A 24266-nucleotide genomic window follows, 5' to 3' on the forward strand; every position below is an offset into this window, starting at 1 on the left:
CAGGCACTCTCCCTTGCTATGGCAGGGGGGATGCTTTCGGGGTGCACCATGATCCCTAAATATAAGCGCCCTGCTCCGCCGCTGGCGACCTCGTGGCCTGCTTACCAGAACACGGGTAACCCACGCCTGCAGCAGGCTGCTACCGACATAGGCTGGAAAGATTTTTTTGTTGACCCGCGCCTGCAGGCCCTGATTACCATTGCCCTGCGCGAAAACCGCGACCTGCGTGAAGCGGCTGCAAATATCAGCGAAGCTCAGGGGCTTTATGATACGCAGCATGCTGGCCTTTTTCCGACAATTTCTGCTACCGGCGGGCCAATGTATCAGGCCCCTTCTGATGCCGCTGGTCTGACCTTTGCACCAGGACTGGATGCCGGAAAAAGCAATAACGCAGCCTTTGGTGATGGCCGGGTTTTTAAATACTACCAGGGTGGCATTGGCTTTTCGTCTTACGAAATTGACTTTTTCGGACGTATTCGCAGCCTGTCACGCCAGGCCGCTGAAAATGCACTGGCTAAACAGTCCTCTCTGCAGGGCATGCTCATAAGCGTTGTCTCACAGGTTGCTATCGCCTACATCACCTGGCTTGGAGATAAAGAAACCCTTGATCTGGCCAATAGCACTCTTGCCAGCCAGCAGGACACCCTGCGACTCACACAGGCTAAATACCGCAATGGTGAGGCAGATTTACTGACCGTACGACAGGCTGAAACACAGGTCAGCCAGAGCGCCGCCCTTAAGGCTGATACCCAGCGTAAGCTCGCTCAGGATGAAAACCTGATTGCTCTGCTGATTGGCGCCCCATTACCCGCTGACCTGCCCGCTCCCCGCCCGCTGGGTCAGCAGACATTGCTGGCTGACCTGCCTGCCGGGTTGCCATCAGACCTGCTTGAGCGCAGACCTGATATCGTCGCTGCCGAGCACAACCTTCTGGCAGCTCAGGCAAATATCGGGGCAGCAAGAGCAGCATTCTTTCCCCGCATCACACTGACAGCTAATGATGGTATTTCGAGCCTTCAGTTCAATAAACTCTTTACCTCAGCTGCCACAACCTGGGGCCTTAACCCCCAGATTCAGATCCCTCTGTGGACGTGGGGCATTAACAGCGGCAACCTGAAAACATCGAAAGCCCGACGCAACACGCAGATAGCCACATACGAAAAAACTGTGCAGACAGCGTTCAGAGAGGTCGCAGATGCACTGGCTGCCCGTGAAGCATATCTTGACGAGCAAAAGCAGATGAATGCCCTGGTCAGTGCCTCGGCTGATGCATTTTCTCTTGCACAGAAACGCTTCAATGCAGGGACAGATTCTTACCTGACAACGCTTGTTTCACAACGCTCGTATCTGCAGGCGCGTCAGTCACAGATCACCGTGAATGTTGCTAATTATCAAAACCTGGTCACGGTTTACCGCACACTCGGCGGTGGCTGGAAAGAACACACAACAGAACCCGCCACAAATCAAAACACCCGTGAGAAAGGTCAGGCTCCGGCCTGATCTCCTCTCTGAGGTCTGTCGATAAACGGCAAAAGTCTAAGACGTTGTGCATGCAGCAACGCATTACGCTGCAAAATATTTTGCATCGCTACAGCAAATAATAAATTTTCAGGGGTCAAACCAGGTCACCCTGCCTGCGTCTCGGTAATAAACGGACACAGGCAGGGGATAATACGCTTTATTTTTTGCTAGCCTGGTGAATAGCAGCAGATTTTAACTTCAGGATCCACAACTGAGCGATGTCATGCGTGCCATCGTCACCTTCAACTGTGTTAAGAGTCTCGATAGCCTGATCTTTCTGACCAGCCTGTAGCTGTGCAAGACCTAACTGCAGGCGAGCAAGATTAACATTGCTCACACCCTTAGCAATTGCCTGCTGCATCAGGTCAAGGCCTTTGCTGGCATCACCAAAGGACACATAATTATAACCTACTGTCAGCAAAGCATCGCCTGTTTTTGCTTTGAGAGCCGTAGCCTCGTCAGCTGCGATTGATGCTTTTTTTGCAGCGATATCTTTTTCAACCAGAGCTTTCAGGCGCGCCTGACGGCTGGCTTCAGCACCCTGGCCCAGAATACCTGCGCTGTAACCCTGATTCATCAGATCAAGAGCCAGCTGAGGCATACCTTTCTGCACAGCGATCTCTGTCATTTCCATAAAATCGCGGGCCTGGGTAATGTTACCGGCAGCGAGGCGAATTCTGTAAACGTCAAGCTGGAGAGCCTGCGGAATTTTTGGGTTTACAATCAGACCATGCAGCAGAAGGTCCCAGTATTCCTTTTTAGGGTAATAGGTAGCCAGCAGAACATAAGCATGTGTGCTGATAGTATCCTGCTTCAGAGCTGTCGCACTGGCGGCCAGCATTTGCAGCTGGGCTTCAGCTGGTACTTTTTTGCTCTTAATCTCAGCAGCGATCCGGGGAGTCAGCAGGTTAACTGTACCCTGATAATCTTTTTGCAGATAATATGACTGAGCGAGCAGTGTATCGAGAACTGGCGAATTGCCATAATCATGCTGATAACGCTGAATAGCCTGAATAGTTGCAGGATAGTTACCTGCTTTATAGGCCATTGTCGCTTCAGACATCAGCATCTGCTCTTTAGCAGCTTTTGTCGTACGGGGTGACGCAATCAGCTTGTCATAGGCTGCGGTTGCCGCGGCCAGATTACCTGTCTGCGATGCAACTGCGGCCCGCATCTGAGCAATGACGTAAGTGTCGTACTCTGAATTTCCCTTTATGGCATCAGCTTTATTAACCGCACTCATCGCCTGGTCATATTTATGACCGGCAAGAGCCGTTTGTGCCTGCTGCAAAGCTGTGGCCACCCCGGCAGAAAGAGTCGTTTCCGCCGCATGGGCAACCGGCTGTGCAACTGAAAAAGCCACACAGGCAGCCAGCGTGATGCGTAAAAGATGAGACGACATAGATTACTGTCCTTCTGTGAATTGCTCGAGGCCTACAATACCAATTTTCCTGACCCCGAGGCGCTGAGCATCAGCCATGATATGGATGACCGTTTTGTAGTCTGCGAGACGGTTAGCCTGCAGATGTGTTTCGGCCTGGTCATCCTCCGGCACAGCCGCGACCTCACGCAGATGCGCCTGCAGGTCATCTTCACTGGTAATGGGCGCACCATTCCATGTGATGCTGTTGTCAAAATCAACCGCAATTGTCGCGACAGGAACCTCATGCGTCGGAGGCGGCGGATTCCCCTGAGGCAGGTCAATCGACACAGCCTGTGTCTGCAACGGAATTGTAATAATAAGCATAATCAGCAAAACGAGCATCACGTCAATCAACGGGGTGGTGTTGATATCAACAATGCCTTCGTCTTCAGTCGTGCTGTCTGATCCGAGATTCATGCCCATAAGCTGTTACTTTCTCACCAATGCTCTGTTTTTTCAGTCTGACAACGCGTCATAATCAGACTGAAAAAGCAGAAAGAAGACGGTTTTGCTCCTGCCATAATGGCAAAAGCAAAACCTGACTTCAGTTTAGCCGTCTTTTGGTTTTTCTGTAATGAAGTCGATATGCGAGATACCGGCCTCCTGACAGGATTCAACCAGCTTGCCCACGGCCTCATAACGGGCCTTTACATCACCTCTGATCTGTATCTGAGGCTGGGGCTGCATGCGGGCAACTTTATCCAGATGAGCCATCAGGTCAGCACGCCCCTTGAGGAGCGTCTGGTCCCAGTATGCCTGTCCGTTTTCAGTCACTGCAAGCACAACGTTACCATTTTTGGTCTGCGTCGGCTGGTTCATATCCTTCGGCAGGTTAAGTTTCACCGTGTGTGTTGCAACCGGAATTGTGATCAGAAAGATGATCAGCAACACCAGCATGACGTCAACGAGTGGAGTGGTGTTGATGGCCGAAACGACCTCATCCTCTCCCCCGCCGTCTCCGACAGACATACCCATATCAGCCTACCCGTTCTGAAGTCGTAATTGTGGTCTGTGAATCGTCAGCGCGCACTACGATTTTAGGTGCATTACCATGACGAACACCACCAATCAGAATGGACTGCAGATCAGCAGCAAAATCACGAACTTTATCCATTGCACCTTTGTTACGACGTACCAGCAGGTTGTAACCCAGAACAGCAGGAACAGCTGTAGCCAGACCAATTGCTGTCATAATAAGGGATTCACCAACAGGGCCGGCAACTTTATCGATAGAAGCCTGACCAGCAATACCGATAGCTGTCAGCGCATGGTAAATACCCCAAACAGTACCAAACAGACCAATGAACGGTGAGGTTGAACCCACTGTACCAAGGAAGGCGAGGCCTTTCTGCAGGTTGTTCTGAATGTTGTTGACTGAGCGCTGAAGAGAAACAGAAGTCCAGCTATTCAGGTCAATAGTCTCCTGCATGGTGCCTTCATGGTGCTCAGCAGCTGAGATACCGGTTTCTGCAATATAGCGGAACGGAGACTTAGGCTGAAGCGCGCTGGCTCCTTCCTGGATAGACGTTTTGGTCCAGAAGTTCTCTGTTGCCTGTTTTGCAGCGCTGAACAGACGTGCCTGCTCAATGAACTTCACGATCATGATGTACCATGTACCCAGTGACATCACCAGCATGATCAGCAGCACACCACGTGCAATCACGTCACCGTTTGACCACAAAGCACCCAGACCATAGGGGTTAGCTTCTTCTTTGGTTTCAGGTGCAGGTGCAGGTGCAGGGGCCGCGGCGTCAGGAGCTACACTCGGAGAAACCTGTGCATCGCCTGCAGCCGGAGCAGCGGCAGAAGCATCAGGGGCAGTGGCAGGAGCAGGTGCCGTACCATCAGCAGGTGCCGGAGCAGGTGCTGATGCAGGATCAGAAACAGCCGGGGCTGCAGGGGCAGGTGCTGATGCATCCTGCGCCAGAACCGGAGCAGTCGTTGCCAGCATGACAGCCAGAGCCGGAACCACAAGACCTGACACCGGAAAACGAGACAGTCTGATCATGAAAACTAAAATCCTTCTTCGTGTTACAAACTGATACCCAGGCTTCTGGTGCGTGGGTATCAGGTAGTTATTTTCCCGAAAGCAATGACAGCGACCGGACTTTAATCGTCCAGTCTGAATTTGATAACGTAGACCTTACGGAGCTCTTTGACAGGCACACCGTTCTTCGTTGCCGGGCGATAACGCGCCTTATGAACGTAATCGAGTGCAGCCTGAGAAAAAGCATCGCCTCCCTGGACCGATTTGACCGAACAGTTGCTGGTCATGCCGGTTGTTTCCACATCACAGACAACAGTCACACGCCCTTCAATGTTTTCCTCTTCCATCTCAGGCGGGTAAACAGGCCGCGCATTATTGAGCGGTGATGTCCCTGCCGTTGTATCCGGAGAGTCAGAAGGTGGTGTATTCGATGCAGCCTCGGTGACCGGTGGCACAGGTGTCGTAACAGTCTGTGGCGGAGACGGCTCCTTTGGCGGCGTACGCGAGACATGCCGGATCGGTGGCTTAGGTGGCGGTGGCACCTCAATCTTCGGCGGCGGTATGAACGGCGGCGGCGGCACAGTCATAACCGGCGGCGGTGGCGGTGGCGGTGGCGGTGGTGGCGGTGGTGGCGGTGGTTCCACAATCCTGGTTTTCACAGGAGGCTTTGGCACAGGCACACTTGTTGTTGCCCCCATTCCCCAGATCAGCCCTGTCACTGCAAAAATATGCAGTAAGACGGTAATAATCAGGGCTATAACACCGACAACAGCTCCTGCTCCGATGGCACGCGACACCGGTTTATGTTGCTGTTGTGCGAGGTCTTGCATGTTTCTGTATCCTCCTTCTTCCACGCCAGCCATCAGATACTGGTCGCATCCTTACTCTCTGACGAAATCTCTTCCGTCGGGTCATAACCCGTTACGCAGCACATCAGCACCAGGACGATCAGACAGCATTATGAGCTACCCGCTCCCTGCCTCCAATTGGCCTATCTGCGGGGCATTATGTCAAGAATGATCTTGTCTAAAAAAAACCCTCATAAGCAAAAAAAATACACATCATCAATTTTTTTCTGAAAAAATAATAAATTTTCTCAATTCACCCTCAGAACAATTCTTCATAAATTTTATTCACTATCGTAATGATACGAAACAAAATCGTATTTTCGTCCTCAAAACACCACATTTTCAGGTAAAAATAAAGCAGGCTGTGCGACGCCAGCCTGCTTTGTCATAAAAACTTCTTATCTGATATTAACGTGCGACAGCGCTTGCCTCTGAACGCGTTGCGCCAACTCTTGCAGCAAGAGCAGCCGCCATAAAACTATCAAGATCCCCGTCGAGAACAGCTCCGGGATTGCTGCTTTCAACGTTCGTTCGCAGATCTTTAACCATCTGATATGGTGCAAGAACATAAGAACGAATCTGGTGCCCCCAGCCAATATCAGTTTTGGCAGCCTCAGTCGCGGCGGCGGCAGCCTCGCGCTTTTGCAGTTCAGCCTCATACAAACGCGCACGCAACATCTGCATGGCGGTTGCACGGTTGCGGTGCTGAGAACGGTCAGTCTGACATGCAACTACAATGCCTGTCGGAATATGCGTGATTCGGATAGCAGAATCAGTTTTGTTAACGTGCTGCCCACCAGCTCCTGATGCGCGGAAAGTATCTACTCTCAGTTCCGAATCATTCACTTCGATCTCAATCGAATCATCAATTACGGGATAGACCCATACTGAAGCAAACGAGGTCTGCCTGCGTGCGGCTGAATCGAAAGGCGAGATACGCACCAGACGATGTACCCCGGCTTCGGTTTTCAGCCATCCATACGCATTAGGACCAGATACCAGAATAGTAACAGACTTCAGCCCGGCCTGCTCGCCCTCCGAACTTTCCATCATGGTCACTTTATAACCGTGAGCCTCAGCCCAGCGGGTATACATACGCAGCAGCATTTCGGCCCAGTCCTGCGCCTCTGTGCCACCTGCCCCGGCATTAACCTCAAGATAGCAGTCATTACTGTCAGCTTCACCCGAGAGCAGACTTTCAGTCTCGCGCCGGCTGACTTCTTCAGCATATTCCCTGAGCGTTGCAACAGCTTCCTGCACCACGTCGGCATCGCCTTCCGCTTCAGCAAGCTCAACAAGCTCACAGACATCCTGCACACCCTGTTCAAGGGCCAGAACCCCTTCAATCTGTCCGGCCAGCAGCGTACGCTCACGCATAAGCTCCTGTGCTTTTTCAGGGTTATTCCATAATTCAGGGTCTTCTGCCTGGTTGTTCAGTTCTGCCAGTCTGGCTTCAGCGACATCCCAGTTAAAGATGCCTCCTCAGCAGTGCCACTGACTGCTTTATCTGGTCGTTAAGGGCATCTGTCTCGCTCGACATCGAACCTGTTCTCCTGGTTACTCAAAAAAATTCAGATCTTGTTCAGACCTCAATAAAGGCCACCCATACCAATGTCACCCCCCGAAGGCTGTGACGGCTCAGTTCTTGCTGGCCCACCCGGTGCAGCACCGGTGCCTGAAATATCACCCGTGCCGGGACCGGCACCCATGTCACTTTCAGACGCAGGCATGTTCTCAGCACCGGTATCAGCGGCTGTCAGCTCCTGAGAGGCACCATTATCTGAAAGGCTGACACTGACGCCTGGAATCTGTCCGGCTTTAAAGCCGTCTATCCCGACACTGCGCCCGGCATTGTATTGAACAAGGGTGATACCCTCCGGCACACGAAAATCGAGTTTGGGATATCCCTCAAAGACTTTCGTCATAATTTTGTTCCACATTGGCGCAGCAAGCACACCGCCGGTCTCATTACGCCCAAGAGAACGCGGAGTATCAAAGCCAACCCATACCACCGTAACGATATCAGGGGAGTAACCAGCAAACCAGGCATCATGAAAATCCTGACTTGTGCCCGTCTTACCTGCAACGGGGTAATCTATACCCTTACCTGCATAATACCCGGTACCATGGCGGATCACGTCCTCCAGCATAGCCGTGACCTGAAACGCGCTCTGGTCTGTCGCGACATGAACGCGGTTGTCCTGCAAAACAGGCATATCATCAACACCAGGCTTTGCTTCATCCGCTGCGGCAAGCGGTGTCACAACATCCTGCGGACCCATACCTGTTGGGAAAATAGCATCAGGCTGACCAGCAGATGCAGCCGGTGTGACGGGGGCGTCCCCCTCTTTAGCAAGGTGCGCATCACGGGCCGGGGCAGTTACAAGAGACAGCTGCTCAGGGTGCCAGAGCACTTTTCCATCCCGGTCCTGCACGTCATCTATTAATGTCGGGGTTACCCTGGCGCCACCGGCAGCAAGCGTTGCGTATGCAGCCGCCTCCCTCAACACAGTTGTTTCTACCGCACCCAGAGCCGCCGGCAAAACATGAGGCATAGACTGTACCAGGCCAATATCCTCAGCCATAGCAGCTACGTTTTTAATGCCGATATGCGCAGCCAGGCGGATAGTCACAAGATTACGGGATTCTCTGAGCGCATCATGCAGCGAGGTAGGCCCCCAGAAATCCTTCTCATAGTTACTTGGGTGCCAGGCTCCATATGTCACAGGCGCATCATCAAACACCTGCGAAGGAGAGATATTCTGCTGCATTGCGACAAGATAAACAAAGGGCTTAAAGGAAGAGCCTGGCTGACGCAGCGCCTGTGTGGCACGGTTAAACTGCGACATACGAAACGACCAGCCCCCTACCAGTGACATCACGCGGCCGGTGCGTGAGTTCATGGTGACAATCGCACCCTCAACCTGGGGAATCTGCATCAGCGCAACGCTCTTCCCTCCGGCCTGAGGCTCAACCATCACGATATCGCCTGCCCGAAGAGGATGAGAGCGCCTGGCCCAGATCAGATCACGTGCCGGGAGGATACCAGTCTGAGAAACACGCACGCCCTCTTCTGCATTACGACGCACAACTGAGCCCTCAAGCCAGCCAATACGCCCTTTAAGCGGGTCAAGCACAATGCCAGAGCGCCACTGCTCCAGCATACCCGGAGGAGCAGCCACGCTACCAAGGGCTTTTACCCACTCTGCCTCCTGCGTGTCCGCACCAATATCAGCAATATGCATAACCGGACCGCGCCAGCCGCCGTGCGATCTGTCATAAGCCATCAGCCCCTGCCTGAGCACGTTCTGCTCATAAAGCTGCAAGGCCGGATCAAGGCTGGTATGTACTTCCAGCCCGCCCTGCATGGTCGTCTCCTGGCCATAGCGCCCGATCAGCTCGCGCCTGACCTCTTCAGCAAACCATTCAGACCCCGGAGCCGGACCAGGACGCACAAACGTATGAGGAATAAGAGGTTCAGCCTGAGCAGCTTTGGCTGCCTCAGCTGTAATGGCTCCGGTTTCAACCATACGTGACAAAACCCAGTTACGCCGTCCAAGAGCAGCCTCAGGGTAGCGGACCGGGTTGTAATTTGTTGGTGATTTTGGCAGTGCTGCAAGAAAAGCCGCTTCAGCATCATCAAGCTGATCAAGCGGCTTATTAAAATAAGTCTGTGCCGCAGCAGCAATACCGTACGCCCCGCTGCCCAGGTAAATTTCATTAAGATAAATTTCGAGAATTTTCTCTTTCGACAGCACCCCTTCAACCCGCAGGGCCAGAAATGCCTCTTTCGCCTTACGCTTCATAGAAAGAGACTGTGTACCCAGCAGCATAATACGTGCCACCTGCTGCGTAATCGTAGAAGCCCCGATCGGTCTGCGCCCTTTATCGCGCGTAAGATCGGTCAGACCAGCACGGATAATCGCCAGGGGGTCAACGCCTTTATGGGTCCAGAATTTCTGATCCTCAGCAGCCAGAAACGCATTACTGACACGTTCAGGAATAGCACTGAAAGGCACAAAAATACGGCGTTCACTGGCCAGCTCAGCGATCATACGATCATCTGAGGCATAGATGCGGCTCATCACGTCAGGCTGATAATTTTTCAGCCCTTCAACTGTTGGCAGTGAGGAGACCAGCTCCTCATACTGATGCCAGACGACAAGGCCACCGCCAGCCATGCCCACAAGCACAATTGCAGCGCCTGCGCCAAGGGCCCGGCGCCAGATACGAAAACGGGGACTGCGCACAGTCAGCTTTTTTTCAGAAGACGAATCTTTTGTCATGCCGGCTTTTTACCCATTATCATATTCTGGCGCGTTCTTTATATTATCGTGTAGCAAACTGACCGACTTAGCCAAGCATTTCACCTAAAAACCGTGCAGTATAATCAACGACCGGAATAATACGCCCGTAATTAATACGTTTTGGCCCTATTACACCAATAGCGCCAACAATACGATTAGTCTCGTTGCGGGCCGGGGCGACCACCATGGACATGCCAGAAGCTCCGAACAAACCGCTTTCAGCCCCGATAAAGATGCGAACACCCTCTGAACTTTCTGCCAGTTCTAACAAACTCAGCATTGTCTCCTGTGCTTCAAGCCGGTCAAATAAAGTCTGTATAGCCTGCAAACGCTCCTGCCCGGCAACATCCGTCAGCAGGCGCGACTGACCTCTGACAATTAATGTGCCACCCCGTTCACCGGTATCTCCGCCCCATATGGCAAGCCCGCGCTCAACCACATCAGCAGTCAGCTCATCAAGCACATGCCTGTTGTCAGAAATTTCTGTGCTCACACGTTCACACAACTCAGACAATGTTGCTCCCTTAAGTCTGGCATTCAGGTAATTAGCCGCTTCAACCAGAGCCGACGCAGGCACCCCTGCCGGAATTTCTGTCACACGGTTTTCAACCCGCCCATCTGTACCAACCAGCACAACAAGGGCACGATTACCGCCCAGAGCAACAAACTCAATATGCTTAACAGCTCCCTCACTTTTAGGCGCTATGACAAGACCTGCTGCGTCAGACATACCTGAAAGTAATGAAGATGCCTCCGTCATTGTATCCTGCAATGAGCGCCCGCGTGCCTCCAGCGTGTGGCTGATCCGTGTCTGCTCTTCTTCCGAGAGCGCCCCAAATTGCAAAAGACCATCAACAAACAGACGCAGCCCGGCCTCAGTTGGCAAACGCCCTGCTGAAGTGTGCGGCGAAAACAGCAGACCGGCTTCGGTCAGAGAAGCCATGATATTACGCACCGTTGCAGGAGACAGCGGCTGGCTCAGCCTGCGTGCGAGCGTACGCGACCCGACAGGCTCACCATTGGCCATATATTCTTCCACCACTTCACGCAAAATCGTGGCAGAACGCCGGTCAAGATCAGGTGGCAAAGCACTGCCAACAGGGAACACACCAGGTCTCATCATCTGCTCTGCTCCTCCTCACCAGGGCTACATTGTGGGTTTCTTAATCATTTAAAGCAATTTTTTAGCACACACACCATTCTCGTCATACTGAACTGACGATAGTGTCACCTTTGTGTCGTTCGCCTGCCTGGTGAACAAACTATGATTTAAGGAGTTTCTTGACATGCGCCCTTCAGGTCGTCTGCCCAGCGAGATGCGTACTATTACCATCGACACCAGCTTTTCCCACCATGCCGAAGGCTGCGCTCTCATCCGCGTGGGTGGCACAGAGGTACTGTGCACAGCCAGTATTGAAAACCGTGTACCTCCGTTTCTTCGTGGTCAGGGCACCGGCTGGGTCACCGCAGAATATGGTATGCTGCCCCGCGCCACACATTCACGCGGCAGCCGCGAAGCCGCAAAGGGTAAACAGTCAGGTCGCACACAGGAAATTCAGCGCCTTATCGGGCGTTCACTTCGTGCTGTGACAGATCTGAAAGCCCTTGGTGAAATGAGCATCACCCTCGACTGTGATGTGCTTAATGCTGATGGAGGCACACGCTGCGCGTCAATAACCGGAGCATGGGTAGCTCTGCGCCTGGCTCTGGGCAAACTGGTTGCCAGTGGTGCTCTCCCTCACCTGCCACTGCTGGGTCAGGTTGCCGCGGTCTCGTGCGGACTGACTGAAACCGGCGCCGTACTTGACCTCGATTATGCAGAAGACAGCACAGCAGCAGCTGACACAAACTTTGTGCTGACAGCCGACCGCCGCATTGTTGAAATTCAGGGCACAGCAGAAGAAACACCTTTTACAGAAGATGCCTTTAACGAACTGTTTGCGCTTGCACGCATTGGCGTTTCAACGCTGTTTGATGCGCAGACAGCCGCTGTAACACGCGCAGAAAATGGCTGATACATGAGCACACCACTTTTACACACCGGCGATAAGCTGGTGCTGGCCAGCCACAATGCAGGAAAACTCGCTGAGTTTTCGGCTATGCTGAAACCTTTCGGTATTACCGTAATTTCAGCCGGTGAACTGAAACTGCCCGAGCCGGAAGAAACAGAAACCACCTTTACCGGTAATGCCGCTCTTAAGGCACAGGCAGCGGCAAAGGCCTCAGGCCTGCCGGCATTGTCAGATGATTCCGGCCTGTGTGTGGCTGCACTCAATGGTGACCCGGGCATTTACTCTGCCCGGTGGGCCGGCCCTGACAAAAACTTCCCTGCTGCTATGGCACGCATTCACAATGACATTGGTACGGGCGAGCGGGCAGCATGGTTTATCTGTGTGTTGTGTCTGGCTTTTCCTGACGGCAGGCTTCATTTCTTTGAAGGACGGACTGACGGGCAGATTGTCTGGCCACCCCGCGGCACAAACGGGCATGGCTACGACCCCATTTTTGCTCCTGAAGGTAAGACCCTTAGCTTTGCCGAAATGACTGACGACGAGAAAAATGCTCTGAGCCACCGTGCACGGGCCTTTGATCTTTTTCGTAAAGCCTGCCTGGGCTGAATAATCACTGAACCGGGGTTATGAATATCCCGGTTCAGACTACATGCTGGTATATTTTATTCAGGTTTTACAAATACATAAATAAACTGATCTGTTTTACCCCGTATTTTTGAATCAAATACCTTCAGGTGATGGTTATCCTGCGGGTTTGCCAGCAGGCTGCTTTCACCAGCAAACGTAAATCCTGCGGCGAGAATAGCCTTTCTGGCTGTGTCAGGCTCAATACGATGCAGCGTATCAGTTTGCGTCAGACCAGCACCCGCCACCGCAACATGATCGATAACCACAAATTTTCCGCCCGGCTTCAGGGCCGCAAACACCTGTTTGCTAAAGGCTGTAATATCGGTGTTACCCAGAAAAGGTGTTGGCAGGTCATGCAGGTTCTGAGAAGTAAAAAAAACATCAACCGGCTCGGGCAAATTCAGTGATGGCAAATGCACCTGAAGCGCCGTGACATTCGTTATGCCGGACTGATGAGACAGAGCCGTCATGGTTTTTTCAAACTTTGACCCGGGCGTCACCATAAGTGACGGCCAGATATCAAAAACATGACCCTGCTGCCCCACCACACCCGAGAAAATGCGGGTCCAGTATCCACGACCAGGCAAAAAGTCAGCAACTTTCTGCCCTGGTTTCAGCCCCATAAATGCGACAATCTCCGCCCCGTGACGAGAAGCATCCTTGATTTTATCTGCATGACGCACCGGCGCATTAACTGCCGATGCGACATAGTCAGGCAAAGGGGCAGCCCCGGCCAGGAGTAAACCGGTCAGCCCCAGTGCAAAAAATTTCAGATTATGTCGCATATCAGTGACTCCTGTCCCGCTTTCCTGAGCTGTTAGCTCAGGCGCTGTGTTACATCTGCTATACGTTTACCGTAGAGCTCTGCACTTTTTAAATCACCTTTATGTACTTCATCGACAGATGCATCAGCCGGAGCACGTGTCAGAAGACCGACTGAACCACCAAGGTTATTCACATCATCAGCCGTAGCCGCTTTGGTGTTAGAAGGCGCCTGGCCCAGGCTCACCCATATACCACCATGCTGCGAAGCCAGTGTCTGCAGCGTGATCAGAGCAACCTGTTTATCACCATTCGGGCTGGCTGAGTTTGTAAAGCCACCAAACACTTTGTCCTGCCAGCCACGGGTAAACCAGATTTTAGAGGTTGCGTCGGCGAATTTCTTAAACTGCCAGCTTACATTGCCCATATATGTCGGGGCACCAAAAATAAGAGCTGAAGCTTCGTTCAGGCTTGCCCATTCTGCCTCAGTGATATCGCCATTCTCATCAATAGCGATGAGAGCCGCACCAGCACCCTTAGCAACCTGCTCAGCAACAGCGCGCGTGTGACCGTAACCAGAGTGATAAACGACAAAAATTTTGCTCATCGTCGACTTCTTTCAAAAAATATCTCATAAGAGATTAGTTTCTTTTTGAAACTATCTTTCCAAAAGAAACGATAAGAGACCTTTCTGCTCTCAACAAGAAGGCACTTTGAAGACACATGGTTACCACCAGGAAACTACGGGAGGTCCCCTCAGACCATTATAATGTTTTTGCCAAAGAATGTCCTGCCCGCATGGTGCTCGACCGCATAGGCGATAAATGGGCCCTGCTGATTCTTGATCATTTAAAATCAGGCAAAACACGCTTTAACGAGCTGAAGCGAAGCGTTGGCGGCATTTCGCAAAAAGTACTCTCAGGCGTACTAAAAACACTTGAACGTGACGGACTGATTTATCGTGAGGTGTATCCCACTGTGCCGGTCACAGTTGAATACTCTCTCACCCCCCTGGGGGAAACACTCACTGAAGCCATAAGTGCCGTAACGCACTGGGCCGAACTGCATATGAAAGAAATTCTTTCAGCCCGTGAGGCCTATGACCTGAAAGTCTGATGGCCACAAAAAAAGGTGGGGCTGTTACCAGCACCACCCTTTCTGAGCTCTCAGCCCCGGTGTGACATCGCCACACCGGGATTGCACGAGATCTCTTAAGCGTCTGTGTTACGACGACGAATAGCCGCACCCAGAATATCACCCAGAGAAGCACCGCTGTCAGATGAACCGTAGTCACTGATAGCCTGCTTATCTTCTTCAACTTCACGACCTTTAATGGTCAGTGCCAGTTTACGGGCTGCGCGGTCAACAGAAACAACCTTCGCATCAACGCGCTCACCAACAGCGAAGCGCTCTGGGCGCTGCTCTGCTTTATCGCGAGCCAGCTCTGCACGACGGATGAAGCCAGTCAGAACGTCGTCAACTTTCACTTCGATGCCGTTAGACTGGATCGCTGTGACAGTGCAGGTAACGATCGCACCTTTCTGAACACTGATCAGAACGTCAGCTGCCGGATCTTCCTGAAGCTGTTTGATACCCAGAGAAATACGTTCTTTCTCTACGTCTACGTCAAGAACCTTGGCTTTAACAACCTGGCCTTTTTCGTAGTTTTTCATAGCTTCTTCGCCGGTTTCTTCCCATGAAAGGTCAGACATGTGAACCATGCCATCAATGTCAGCTGAGAGACCAACGAACAGACCAAACTCAGTAATGTTGCGGATTTCGCCTTCTACAACAGCACCGACTTTGTTTTCTTCAGCAAACTGTTCCCACGGATTACGCTGAACCTGTTTCAGGCCCAGAGAAATACGGCGTTTCGTGCTGTCAACATCCAGAACCATGACGTCAACTTCCTGAGAAGTAGCGACAATTTTTCCAGGATGAACGTTTTTCTTCGTCCATGACATTTCAGAAACGTGAACCAGACCTTCAACACCTGGCTCCAGCTCAACAAACGCACCGTAATCAGTGATGTTTGTAACGCGACCTGAATAACGCGCACCTGGCGGATATTTCAGAGCAACATTTTCCCATGGATCAGCTTCAAGCTGTTTCATACCCAGAGAGATGCGCTGCGTGTCAGAGTTAAAGCGGATAACCTGAACGCGAACAGGCTGGCCAATCTGCAGTGCTTCTGAAGGATGGTTGATGCGTTTCCATGCAATGTCGGTGACATGCAGCAGACCATCAACGCCACCCAGGTCAACGAAGGCACCGTAGTCAGTGATGTTTTTAACAACACCGTCAAGGATCATACCTTCTGTCAGGCCCTGGATCAGCTCACTACGCTGTTCAGCGCGTGTTTCTTCCAGAACGGCACGACGTGACACAACGATGTTGCCACGGGCGCGATCCATTTTCAGGATCTGGAAAGGCTGAGGAACACCCATCAGAGGGCCGACATCACGCACAGGGCGAATGTCAACCTGGCTGCCGGGCAGGAACGCCATAGCGCCACCCAGATCAACAGTGAAACCACCCTTAACGCGACCGTAGATGGTACCATTAACGCGCTGATTAGCTTCGAAAGCTTTCTCAAGGCTGGTCCATGCTTCTTCACGGCGTGCTTTTTCGCGTGACAGAACGATGCTGCCGTCGCGATCTTCGTAGCGCTCAACATAGAGCTCAACGACATCACCTGGTTTTACGTCAGGAGAAACGCCAGGAGGAGCGAACTCACGCAGAGAAACGCGACCTTCGCTTTTCAGGCCAACGTCAACGATAGCGAATTCGTCGGTGAGGCGAACAATACGGCCACGGACAACTGATCCGTCAAAGCCGGCGTCGCGGCCAAGAGTTTCATCAAGAAGGGTAGCAAAGTCTTCGCCACGGAAGTGATCCGTGGTCGGGGTTACGGCTGAAGCCATGTGTTACTGTAAATCCTGCACCAGTCAGCATAATGGCATGAGACTGGTCATTCCTGCGCATTGCACAAAGCAACACGACTTGCCCGAAAACACGCACAGAAGACCATTCTTCAGGGGTTTTACCGAGCCATATGTCAACATTACAGAAATCCGCACACAATGTGCACGGACACTCCTGTTGGCAGAGAAACCATCTCATGGGCGCTTGTCAACATAAACCCTGAGTTTTTTCTCTCAGACTCGGATAAAATGTCAGAAACCGTGTTTTCTCAGTCAGAGCATGTGGCAGCCTGAGCTCCCCTCACCTGGTAAGACGCTCCCGCGCATAAGCCAGAGCCTGGGCGAGCACCTGATCAGCATCAAGATGATCTGTTTCTATCTGCAGCGCATCACCGGCAGGCTTAAGCGGAGCAACAGCACGCTGAGAATCGGCCAGATCGCGTGCGCTGAGGGCCTCCTGCGTTTCTTTTAAAACCAGGGCTGCATCCGGGGCCTGCATATCACCACCCTGCTGCAAAAAACGCCGTAACGCACGGGTCGTGGCTGATGCGGTGATAAAAAGCTTCACCTCTGCATCAGGAAAAATCACTGTGCCAATGTCACGACCATCAAGCACCGCCCCCTCCGGCCCGACAAAACTGCGCTGCGTAGCAATCAGAGCTTCACGGACAGCTGGCTGAGCAGCCACCTCACTGGCAGCCCGGGCAACATCAGGCGTGCGCAAATCCTTACGTGCCAGATCGGCCGGTGTCAGCCGGGTTGCAAAAGCCTCGGCAGGGTCTGCCGGGTTATCACCCGCATCAAGCACAAGGCGGCCCACCGCACGATAAAGCAAACCTGTATCAAGGTAAGGCACACCAAGCGCCTTAGCCAGGCGTTTAGCCAGAGTACCCTTGCCAGCCGCCGCCGGGCCATCAACAGCAATAACAGGGCCACGCACACTCATGCGGCAAGCCCTGCGCCAAGACGGTTCAGCAGCTCAAAGAACCCCGGAAAGCTGGTGTTGATAAAAGTTGTATCATCAACCTCCACAGGCTGATCCGCCACCATACCGAGTACAGTCGCACTCATAGCCAGGCGATGGTCCATATGTGTCCCGACACATCCGCCACCAGGGATGGCACCCTTTGTACCATACACAATCAGGTCATCCCCCTCAACGCTTGTGCACACACCATTAACCTCAAGCAAAGCAATGGTTGAAGCAAAACGATCGCTCTCTTTCACGCGCAGTTCACCCAGACCACGGAAGCGCGATACGCCCTCAGCATAAGCGGCGGCCACAGACAGAACAGGATATTCATCAATCATAGAGGACGCACGCTCAGCAGGGACGTCGACAGCCCTGAGAGCTGAAGCCTTTACCCGCAGGTCACCTGTTGGCTCACCCGCCTCAATACGCTGGTTAAGCACCTCAATCTGCCCACCCATTTCGCGCAGTGTGTCAAACAGCCCTGTGCGCAACACGTTCAGACCAACATTCTCGATCACGACCTCAGAGCCCGCGACAAGCAAAGACGCCACAACAATAAAAGCGGCTGAAGACGGGTCGCCCGGCACTATCACATCAGCGGCCTTAAGGCTCTGCCCACCCTGCAGACGAATAATACGACCTCCGGCAGATGTTTCCTCAACGCTGATCTGCACACCAAAATGCTTCAGCATATTTTCTGTATGGTCACGAGTCGGCACAGGCTCCTCAACACGGGTTTCCCCCTTCGCATTAAGGCCTGACAACAAAATAGCAGACTTAACCTGAGCTGATGCCACCGGCAGGTGATATTCAAGAGCTTTTGGCTCTGCGCTTCCCTGAATAGCAAGAGGCAGCCTGCCCCCTTCGCGACTCATGAAACGAGCCCCTGTTTCAGAAAGAGGAATGGTAACCCGTTTCATTGGTCTGCGACGCAGACTGGCATCCCCCGTCATCACACTCATCATGTTATGGCTGGCCAGAATGCCACTGAGTAAACGGGCTGATGTGCCGGAATTACCCATGTTCAGAACATCAGCAGGCTCCTGCAACTGTCCCAGGCCACGCCCTTCAACAGTCCATGATCCGTCTGCATGACGGTGAATAACAGCACCCAGTGCACGCATGGCGTCAGCTGTGCACAGCACATCCTCGCCCTCAAGCAGGCCTGTGATACGGGTTGTACCCTTCGCCAGAGCAGAGAGCATCAGCGAACGGTGACTGATGGATTTATCACCAGGGACGACGGTGGTCCCTGTCAGAGGGGACTGAACGCGGCTGACACGCAACGGGCGAACCGCGGCACCTGAGGGGGAGGTTTCTGACTGTTTCATAGCTGCATTTTCTCGGTATTACGGGGCATCAAGTCAATCCGTCACTGTGCAGAAAACGCCATCAAAGCAAGAAAAAACGATTTTTTGAGCTATCAGGGTTTGACACAAACTCTGTGCAATGGCATCTGGCCACGGCTTAATCACCATTATTGAGTCTGCGGTTTCGACTGTCGGAACCGGGATTCGTTCCTTATTCAGGAAGGCTTTGCCGCCTTTCTGATCTCTGCTCATGATCGACAGGTAGTAGCAAGATGTCTCAGCAGCCCGATCTCGGCACCAAACGCGTCTGCGTCTCCTGTGGTGCCCGCTTTTACGATCTCGACCGCCCAACAGCCATCTGCCCGAAATGTGGCACGGCTCAGCCTGATCTCGTGCCGCGCCTGCGTCGCACAAGTGACAGCCTGATTTCCAGCTCGTCTAATACGACACCGGCTCAGAAAGATGAGGATGATCTGGATCTCGGCACAGATACCGATACAGATGCCGATGCAGATCTTGATGATGCACCGGAACTGGATGACGACGACGATGATGATGACATCAGCTCAGATATCGATGTCACCACCGACAAAGAAGATCACGATTCGTGATCTGATAAAAAACCTCATCACTGTCATGGTGATGAGGTTTTTTTATTCAGGCTATTTTCTGCCGGCGTTCAATTTCAACGCCAACCGACTCGATTTCTTCAAACACATCGAGTTTTTCTATTTTCACTCTGACAACCTGCACACGCTGATCAGCCAGCACGCCAGCTGCAATACGCTCGGCCAGTGTCTCCACCAGTCTCACATGCCCTTCAGCAATGATCTGGTGCACAAGCCTGACAACATGCTCGTATGACACCGTACGGCTAAGGTCATCCTGCCCGACCTCAAGGTCGTTTCTGTCAGGAACACCAAAAGCAACAGACACACGAATACGCTGCGTCACATTCAGTTCATGCGGAAAAACGCCAATATAGGCATCAATCAGCATATTATTGATAAACAGACAGCGCAGAGGCTGCTCGCTCACCCAGGGCGCAAAAACAGTCATATTTCTTTTCTCACTCTTCCTGAGCAGACTGCGCTGAAACCGGAGACCACTGTAAATGCTGCCCTCCGTCCAGGGCAAGCATCTGCCCGGTCACAGATGGCAGGGCCAGAAATGCAAGAGCAGCCCGGGCCACTTCGTCGGGTGATGTACCATGCCCAAGCGGCACAGATGCACACTGACGGGCAAACTGTGCGTCACTCTGCCTTGTACTGGCGAGGGCCGGACCAGGCCCTATAGCATTTACTCTGATTTTATGAGGAGCAAGTGCCAGAGCCATAGTTTGTGTCAGAGTCCATAATGCACTTTTTGACACAGTATAACTGACAAAGTGAGGCGTAAGCGACCAGACCCGCTGGTCAAGCATGTTTAAAATTACCCCCTCAGCCTCTGCCGGCAATGCTTTACCAAAGGCCTGCATAAGCACAAAAGGGGCACGCAGGTTAGGCTGCATATGTTCTGCCCAGCTGTCAGCCGTAACTTCATCCCACTCGTCACGTTCAAAAGTCGAAGCATTATTGATCAGCACCCCTAACGGGCCACCAAGAGCCACAGCGGCACGCGGTAAAAGAGTTTCTGTATCCTCTTCCACCATCATATCTGCCTGAAGCAGACATGCCTTACGCCCCAGAGCCTCAACAGCACGCAGGGTTTGTTCTGCCTCAGCTGTCTCCTCCCGGTAATGAATGGCAACATCAAACCCGGCGCGGGCCAGTGCCATGACCATAGCCTGCCCCAGCCGTGCTTTTCCACCCGTCACCAGGGCACGACGCGGCACCGCCTGCGACACAGGCAGAGTATTATGTTCTTCTGACATGATTTCTCCTTTGACAGCAGCGGCTTACACTACGCCGGGCGACGAGCCCCGAGTGCTGCAGCCAGTGTGCCATCATCAAGCACATCAAGGGCGCCACCGGCTGGTACACCCTGCGCAACCCGGCTTAGTGTCACCTCATACTCAGCCAGCCTGTCCATCAGCCAGTGCATGGTTGTTGCACCCTCAACAGTTGCACCCAGCGCAAGAATGATCTCACGCACCTGCCCCGCATCAAGGCGCGCCAGTAAGGACGCAATATTAAGATCTTCAGGACCGACACCTGCCAGAGGCGACAATGTACCCCCAAGCACCTGATACACCCCGCCATGCACTCCGGCACGCTCAAGCGCCCACAAATCGCCCACTGTTTCAACGACGCAGACAAGCCGCTGATCACGCGTTTCATCTGTGCAAATATGACACGGATCAGAGGTATCAAGATTACCACAGGTGGAACAGATTGTGACGGCCTGCCCCGTCTGATCGAGTGCTCTGAGCAAAGGCTGCAGGCGAGCCTGCGGGTCACGCAGCAGGTAAAGCACGATGCGGCGCGCCGAACGTGGGCCAAGACCAGGAAGACGCCCGAACAGCCTTATCAGCTGCTGTATTTCGTGCCCGCCCATAAGAGGTCAGAAAGGAAGTTTCATACCGGCAGGCAGGTTCAGACCACCTGTCACTTTTTCCATCTCTTCTGCGGCTTTCACGTCAAGTTTGGTGCGGGCATCAGCACAGGCCGCAACGATCAGGTCCTGAAGCATTTCCATCTCAGCAGGGTCAGCAAGCTTAGGGTCGATCGTGATAGAACGCATATCACCTTTACCGCTCAGAAGAACCGTGACCATGCCGGCACCTGAACTGCCTTCAATTGTCATTGCCTCAAGGGTCGCCTGCATGGCTTCCATTTTAGACTGCATCTGAGAGGCCTGTTTCATCAGACCGGCTAAGTTTTTCATTGTGTCTCTCCTGCTGGTGCCGCACAAAGCAGCATTTTTTGTTAAGAAATAAAATAAGCATCTCAGCCCCGTACTGCTACCCCGCCTTAGTCAAAAGACAGGCCCGGGTCTGTCGGACGCTCATCTTCATCTGTCAGTTCAGCATCAACCGGTGCAAATATAAGATCGGGGATCTCCTCAGGGGGGAGACCATACTCATCCAGAGCATGATCTTTCACATCCCCCAGCTCCGCCTCCGGGAAAACCTTAAGAATGGCCTGAACCAGGGGATGAGCCTGCACATCCTGGCGCTGAAACTGAATAATTTCAGCACCCTGTTCATCAAGAGTCGGTTCACCTTCCTCCTGAGACAAAGTAATGCGCCATGACATACCGGTCACAGCCTGCAAAACTGTCTGCAAAGGCTTAACCGGATGAGGGGTTGCACCTTCTTTAATACGAATAACAATATGACCGGGCGCAAACGACACCAGGTGCACAGCATGGCGCAACACGCCATGTAAACTCGCCTGGCGCTCCTGCCTGACCAGAGCAACAACCTCCCGCCAGCTGCGAGGCTGAGCGGATACTGCCTCAGCCTGGGGAGCACTCTGCACCATATCAGGTTCAGGTAAACGTAAGGCTGTCGCACCACCACCCTGCCTACCAGAAACAACCTGCGGCATAACCCGGCTGCTGCCAGATGGAGGCATGCTCTCAGACGGTGCATCCTGCCTGCGCTCCACCGGAGCCTGCGGCGGCATACCACCAGCAGAAAGCTGCTTAATCACCTCCCCCGGCGATGGCAGGTCTGCAACATAGCACAGGCGGATCAGCACCATATCAGCCGCAGCACGACGATCAGGTGCCTGTTCGACCTCCTGAATACCTTTTACAAGCATCTGCCAGGCACGCATCAGCACAGGCACAGGCAGGCTGTCGGCCAGTGCAGCCCCACGTACACGCTCAGCCTCAGGCATATCAGCGGCATCACGCAGACCCGGAACGGCCCTCAGACGAGATACTGTGTGAATCAGATCAAGTATATCATTCAGCACGAGGCCGGGGTCAGCCCCGCGTGCATGCGCTGCATCAGCCAGGGCAAGTGCCGTATCAGGCTTGCCGGTCATCACCGCTTCAAGCAGGTCAAACACAACCTGACGGTCAGCAAGGCCGAGCATATCGGTCACAACGGCGGCACTTACCTCATCCTCAGCCGTACCGCGGGTGGCAGCCTGGTCAAGCAGCGACAGGCCGTCACGCACCGAACCATCAGCCGCACGGGCGATAAGAGCCAGGGCATCAGACGAGAGACGAAGTGCTTCTTTTTCGGCAATACGCTGAAAAAGAGCTACGAGGTCAGACTGTGCAACACGCCGCAGGTCAAAACGCTGACAGCGCGACAAAACCGTTACCGGTACTTTACGCAGCTCCGTCGTGGCGAAAATAAAAGTGACCTGAGCCGGTGGCTCCTCAAGAGTTTTCAGCAACGCATTAAATGCATTACGCGAGAGCATATGCACTTCATCAATGATGAAGACCTTCATGCGCCCCTGCATGGGGCGAAAGCGCGTAGCTTCTATAATCTCACGTACATCATCAACACCGGTGCGCGAGGCTGCGTCCATCTCGAGCACGTCTGGATGGCGGTCTTTTAAAATAGCAACACAGTTAGCACAGACACCGCACGGGTCGGCCGTGGGGCCACCCTGTCCGTCCGGACCGGTGCAGTTAAGGGCACGGGCGATAATACGGGCTGTTGTTGTTTTACCCACGCCGCGCACGCCTGTGAGCATAAACGCATGTGCCACACGCCCAAGCCTGAAAGCATTGCGCAATGTGCGCACCATAGCGTCCTGACCGACAAGGTCATCAAACGTTGCAGGCCGGTATTTTCGGGCCAGAACACGATAGGGTGCAGCGGGGGAAGAAACCGGCTCTAAAAAACCGTCGGAGAAACCAGGCTGCTCCAGGAGGGAATCGGGAGGCTCCGCCTGAGGAGAGCCGGCATCGGCCTTATCGGTCATTGCGGTTCCGGATAATGGAGACTGGCTCTGCCTGTCCCTTATTTGTAAGGGAATAACAGGTGGAAAGCCGAACAATGACCCGGACGAAACTCACTGTGGCTGCTTCCTTCCGGATCTGACCAGGTCAACAAGGTATCCGTCCACTGCCGACTTTCCGTCGCAAGCGATAACACCAAACTGGCCCTGCTGCCAAGTCCGTATCTGGCACTTCTGCCACTGCGGCACAGATTTTCTTCCTTTACATGGCAAAAAAGAGCACAAAGAGGCTATAGACACAGCCATACTGTTTAAAATTTCTCCGCCAGACATAAGAAAGTGTAAACGTGCTCAGATTAAAAACATCCTCATTTATACCTGTCGTTTTCTCTGCTTTTTGCTGCTTTTCCTCGGTGGCACATGCTGAAAAAAAAGATTCAGTTAACGGTAATGTGCCCAATGCTCAGCTTCAGAAAGAGCTCGCTGTTTTACGCTTTCAGCCTGATTCAGCCAGTGAATCCTGTATTAATGCCCTTAAAGAGCTGCACAAAACCCAGGACCTGATTGACAAAAAAGAGCAGCGTTCATCCAGCGACCCTGATCTGGCTATTGCCCATGATGTTCTGGAATCAGATTTCGAAAATGCGATCGAAATGTGCTCCCCTGATGTGCGCAGATTATGTGGTGTGCATGACCCCGACGTAAAGCTTGCTAAAGCCTGTGAAAACGTTGGCAGCCTGCCTGACACGACGCCAGAAAACTAA

The 24266-nt window shown here is 52.9% G+C and carries 24 protein-coding genes and 1 other RNA gene; 6 read left to right on the plus strand and 19 right to left on the minus strand.

Annotated features, from left to right (window positions below):
- Positions 1-18: 18 nt before the first annotated feature.
- On the plus strand, positions 19-1500 hold the full coding sequence (locus HK25_RS05775) for an efflux transporter outer membrane subunit (protein WP_086553576.1): 1482 nt from the start codon (positions 19-21) through the stop codon (positions 1498-1500).
- A 178-nt stretch (positions 1501-1678) separates the two neighbouring features.
- Here HK25_RS05775 and HK25_RS05780 read toward each other — a convergent pair whose 3' ends face one another.
- From HK25_RS05780 to hrcA, 8 genes are all read right to left on the minus strand, one after another.
- Positions 1679-2923 carry a hypothetical protein gene (locus HK25_RS05780; RefSeq protein WP_086635601.1) on the minus strand — a complete coding sequence of 415 codons (1245 nt, stop codon included), beginning with the start codon at positions 2921-2923 and terminating at the stop codon, positions 1679-1681.
- Positions 2924-2926: 3 nt separating this feature from the next.
- Positions 2927-3367, minus strand: a complete 441-nt coding sequence (locus HK25_RS05785; protein WP_086553527.1) for a biopolymer transporter ExbD — start codon at positions 3365-3367, stop codon at positions 2927-2929.
- A 126-nt stretch (positions 3368-3493) separates the two neighbouring features.
- Positions 3494-3919, minus strand: a complete 426-nt coding sequence (locus HK25_RS05790) for a biopolymer transporter ExbD (protein ID WP_086553528.1) — start codon at positions 3917-3919, stop codon at positions 3494-3496.
- Between the two features lies 1 nt (position 3920).
- Positions 3921-4952: a MotA/TolQ/ExbB proton channel family protein gene (locus HK25_RS05795; protein ID WP_086635602.1), complete on the minus strand. Its 1032-nt coding sequence runs from the start codon at positions 4950-4952 to the stop codon at positions 3921-3923.
- A gap of 101 nt (positions 4953-5053) precedes the next feature.
- Entirely contained in the window at positions 5054-5761 is a 708-nt protein-coding gene (locus tag HK25_RS05800) for an energy transducer TonB (RefSeq protein WP_233127714.1), read from the minus strand.
- Between the two features lie 426 nt (positions 5762-6187).
- Positions 6188-7319, minus strand: a protein-coding gene (gene prfB, locus HK25_RS05805; protein WP_143216338.1) for a peptide chain release factor 2 whose coding sequence is annotated in 2 segments (ribosomal slippage) — positions 6188-7249 and positions 7251-7319 — 1131 coding nt in all. Because the reading frame shifts where the segments join, the coding sequence is not laid out codon by codon here.
- Between the two features lie 49 nt (positions 7320-7368).
- Positions 7369-10065 (minus strand): penicillin-binding protein 1A, encoded by a 2697-nt coding sequence (locus HK25_RS05810; protein WP_086635604.1) that lies wholly within the window; start codon positions 10063-10065, stop codon positions 7369-7371.
- Positions 10066-10132: 67 nt separating this feature from the next.
- Positions 10133-11206 (minus strand): heat-inducible transcriptional repressor HrcA, encoded by a 1074-nt coding sequence (hrcA, locus tag HK25_RS05815; RefSeq protein ID WP_086553577.1) that lies wholly within the window; start codon positions 11204-11206, stop codon positions 10133-10135.
- A gap of 166 nt (positions 11207-11372) precedes the next feature.
- Here hrcA and rph point away from each other — a divergent pair, with 166 nt between their 5' ends.
- Positions 11373-12101 carry a ribonuclease PH gene (gene rph / locus HK25_RS05820; RefSeq protein WP_086553533.1) on the plus strand — a complete coding sequence of 243 codons (729 nt, stop codon included), beginning with the start codon at positions 11373-11375 and terminating at the stop codon, positions 12099-12101.
- A 3-nt stretch (positions 12102-12104) separates the two neighbouring features.
- Complete coding sequence (gene rdgB, locus HK25_RS05825; protein WP_086553534.1) at positions 12105-12704, plus strand: RdgB/HAM1 family non-canonical purine NTP pyrophosphatase; 600 nt, start codon at positions 12105-12107, stop codon at positions 12702-12704.
- Positions 12705-12760: 56 nt separating this feature from the next.
- Here the strand turns inward: rdgB and HK25_RS05830 are convergent, their stop codons facing one another.
- Entirely contained in the window at positions 12761-13510 is a 750-nt protein-coding gene (locus tag HK25_RS05830; RefSeq protein WP_086553535.1) for a class I SAM-dependent methyltransferase, read from the minus strand.
- A 32-nt stretch (positions 13511-13542) separates the two neighbouring features.
- Positions 13543-14094, minus strand: coding sequence for a flavodoxin family protein (locus HK25_RS05835; protein ID WP_086635605.1), 552 nt, complete (start codon positions 14092-14094; stop codon positions 13543-13545).
- A 116-nt stretch (positions 14095-14210) separates the two neighbouring features.
- On the opposite strand from HK25_RS05835, the gene HK25_RS05840 reads away from it, so the two are divergent.
- Positions 14211-14603, plus strand: coding sequence for a helix-turn-helix domain-containing protein (locus tag HK25_RS05840; RefSeq protein ID WP_086553537.1), 393 nt, complete (start codon positions 14211-14213; stop codon positions 14601-14603).
- A gap of 95 nt (positions 14604-14698) precedes the next feature.
- Here the strand turns inward: HK25_RS05840 and rpsA are convergent, their stop codons facing one another.
- The 3 genes from rpsA to aroA form a co-directional block, all read right to left on the minus strand.
- Positions 14699-16411: a 30S ribosomal protein S1 gene (gene rpsA / locus HK25_RS05845; RefSeq protein ID WP_086553538.1), complete on the minus strand. Its 1713-nt coding sequence runs from the start codon at positions 16409-16411 to the stop codon at positions 14699-14701.
- A gap of 301 nt (positions 16412-16712) precedes the next feature.
- Positions 16713-17357 carry a (d)CMP kinase gene (cmk, locus tag HK25_RS05850; protein WP_086635606.1) on the minus strand — a complete coding sequence of 215 codons (645 nt, stop codon included), beginning with the start codon at positions 17355-17357 and terminating at the stop codon, positions 16713-16715.
- A complete protein-coding gene (gene aroA / locus HK25_RS05855; RefSeq protein WP_086635607.1) occupies positions 17354-18715 on the minus strand; it encodes a 3-phosphoshikimate 1-carboxyvinyltransferase in 1362 nt (453 codons plus the stop codon). The genes cmk and aroA overlap by 4 nt, the downstream gene beginning before the upstream one ends.
- Before the next feature lie 251 nt (positions 18716-18966).
- Between aroA and HK25_RS05865 the strand changes: the two genes are divergently transcribed.
- Positions 18967-19305 carry an FYDLN acid domain-containing protein gene (locus HK25_RS05865; protein WP_086553541.1) on the plus strand — a complete coding sequence of 113 codons (339 nt, stop codon included), beginning with the start codon at positions 18967-18969 and terminating at the stop codon, positions 19303-19305.
- Between the two features lie 46 nt (positions 19306-19351).
- Here the strand turns inward: HK25_RS05865 and folB are convergent, their stop codons facing one another.
- From folB to ffs, 6 genes are all read right to left on the minus strand, one after another.
- The gene (folB, locus tag HK25_RS05870) at positions 19352-19753 is read right to left on the minus strand and encodes a dihydroneopterin aldolase (protein ID WP_086553542.1); all 402 of its coding nucleotides are present in this window, start codon (positions 19751-19753) and stop codon (positions 19352-19354) included.
- Between the two features lie 10 nt (positions 19754-19763).
- The gene (locus HK25_RS05875) at positions 19764-20567 is read right to left on the minus strand and encodes an SDR family oxidoreductase (RefSeq protein ID WP_086635609.1); all 804 of its coding nucleotides are present in this window, start codon (positions 20565-20567) and stop codon (positions 19764-19766) included.
- Between the two features lie 29 nt (positions 20568-20596).
- Positions 20597-21190: a recombination mediator RecR gene (gene recR / locus HK25_RS05880; protein WP_086635610.1), complete on the minus strand. Its 594-nt coding sequence runs from the start codon at positions 21188-21190 to the stop codon at positions 20597-20599.
- Positions 21191-21196: 6 nt separating this feature from the next.
- On the minus strand, positions 21197-21520 hold the full coding sequence (locus tag HK25_RS05885) for a YbaB/EbfC family nucleoid-associated protein (protein WP_086553545.1): 324 nt from the start codon (positions 21518-21520) through the stop codon (positions 21197-21199).
- Between the two features lie 86 nt (positions 21521-21606).
- On the minus strand, positions 21607-23526 hold the full coding sequence (locus HK25_RS05890) for a DNA polymerase III subunit gamma/tau (RefSeq protein ID WP_086635611.1): 1920 nt from the start codon (positions 23524-23526) through the stop codon (positions 21607-21609).
- A 58-nt stretch (positions 23527-23584) separates the two neighbouring features.
- Positions 23585-23682: signal recognition particle sRNA small type (gene ffs / locus HK25_RS05895), an RNA gene on the minus strand.
- Between the two features lie 233 nt (positions 23683-23915).
- Between ffs and HK25_RS05900 the strand changes: the two genes are divergently transcribed.
- Positions 23916-24266, plus strand: a complete 351-nt coding sequence (locus HK25_RS05900; RefSeq protein ID WP_143295965.1) for a hypothetical protein — start codon at positions 23916-23918, stop codon at positions 24264-24266.

It is taken from the genome of Acetobacter sp. DsW_059, assembly GCF_002153695.1.
Lineage (GTDB): Bacteria > Pseudomonadota > Alphaproteobacteria > Acetobacterales > Acetobacteraceae > Acetobacter > Acetobacter thailandicus.

Excerpts from the sequence above, each read along its gene's own strand:
- HK25_RS05890 (WP_086635611.1), bottom strand. The coding sequence starts at position 23,526 with ATGACCGATAAGGCCGATGCCGGCTCTCCTCAGGCGGAGCCTCCCGAT.
- aroA (WP_086635607.1), bottom strand. The coding sequence starts at position 18,715 with ATGAAACAGTCAGAAACCTCCCCCTCAGGTGCCGCGGTTCGCCCGTTG.
- HK25_RS05835 (WP_086635605.1), bottom strand. The coding sequence starts at position 14,094 with ATGAGCAAAATTTTTGTCGTTTATCACTCTGGTTACGGTCACACGCGC.
- HK25_RS05810 (WP_086635604.1), bottom strand. The coding sequence starts at position 10,065 with ATGACAAAAGATTCGTCTTCTGAAAAAAAGCTGACTGTGCGCAGTCCC.
- folB (WP_086553542.1), bottom strand. The coding sequence starts at position 19,753 with ATGACTGTTTTTGCGCCCTGGGTGAGCGAGCAGCCTCTGCGCTGTCTG.
- HK25_RS05785 (WP_086553527.1), bottom strand. The coding sequence starts at position 3,367 with ATGGGCATGAATCTCGGATCAGACAGCACGACTGAAGACGAAGGCATT.
- rdgB (WP_086553534.1), top strand. The coding sequence starts at position 12,105 with ATGAGCACACCACTTTTACACACCGGCGATAAGCTGGTGCTGGCCAGC.
- HK25_RS05780 (WP_086635601.1), bottom strand. The coding sequence starts at position 2,923 with ATGTCGTCTCATCTTTTACGCATCACGCTGGCTGCCTGTGTGGCTTTT.
- HK25_RS05865 (WP_086553541.1), top strand. The coding sequence starts at position 18,967 with ATGTCTCAGCAGCCCGATCTCGGCACCAAACGCGTCTGCGTCTCCTGT.
- HK25_RS05775 (WP_086553576.1), top strand. The coding sequence starts at position 19 with ATGGCAGGGGGGATGCTTTCGGGGTGCACCATGATCCCTAAATATAAG.
- rph (WP_086553533.1), top strand. The coding sequence starts at position 11,373 with ATGCGCCCTTCAGGTCGTCTGCCCAGCGAGATGCGTACTATTACCATC.
- hrcA (WP_086553577.1), bottom strand. The coding sequence starts at position 11,206 with ATGAGACCTGGTGTGTTCCCTGTTGGCAGTGCTTTGCCACCTGATCTT.
- HK25_RS05830 (WP_086553535.1), bottom strand. The coding sequence starts at position 13,510 with ATGCGACATAATCTGAAATTTTTTGCACTGGGGCTGACCGGTTTACTC.
- HK25_RS05790 (WP_086553528.1), bottom strand. The coding sequence starts at position 3,919 with ATGGGTATGTCTGTCGGAGACGGCGGGGGAGAGGATGAGGTCGTTTCG.
- HK25_RS05800 (WP_233127714.1), bottom strand. The coding sequence starts at position 5,761 with ATGCAAGACCTCGCACAACAGCAACATAAACCGGTGTCGCGTGCCATC.
- HK25_RS05885 (WP_086553545.1), bottom strand. The coding sequence starts at position 21,520 with ATGAAAAACTTAGCCGGTCTGATGAAACAGGCCTCTCAGATGCAGTCT.
- rpsA (WP_086553538.1), bottom strand. The coding sequence starts at position 16,411 with ATGGCTTCAGCCGTAACCCCGACCACGGATCACTTCCGTGGCGAAGAC.
- HK25_RS05795 (WP_086635602.1), bottom strand. The coding sequence starts at position 4,952 with ATGATCAGACTGTCTCGTTTTCCGGTGTCAGGTCTTGTGGTTCCGGCT.
- cmk (WP_086635606.1), bottom strand. The coding sequence starts at position 17,357 with ATGAGTGTGCGTGGCCCTGTTATTGCTGTTGATGGCCCGGCGGCGGCT.
- HK25_RS05840 (WP_086553537.1), top strand. The coding sequence starts at position 14,211 with ATGGTTACCACCAGGAAACTACGGGAGGTCCCCTCAGACCATTATAAT.
- HK25_RS05875 (WP_086635609.1), bottom strand. The coding sequence starts at position 20,567 with ATGTCAGAAGAACATAATACTCTGCCTGTGTCGCAGGCGGTGCCGCGT.
- recR (WP_086635610.1), bottom strand. The coding sequence starts at position 21,190 with ATGGGCGGGCACGAAATACAGCAGCTGATAAGGCTGTTCGGGCGTCTT.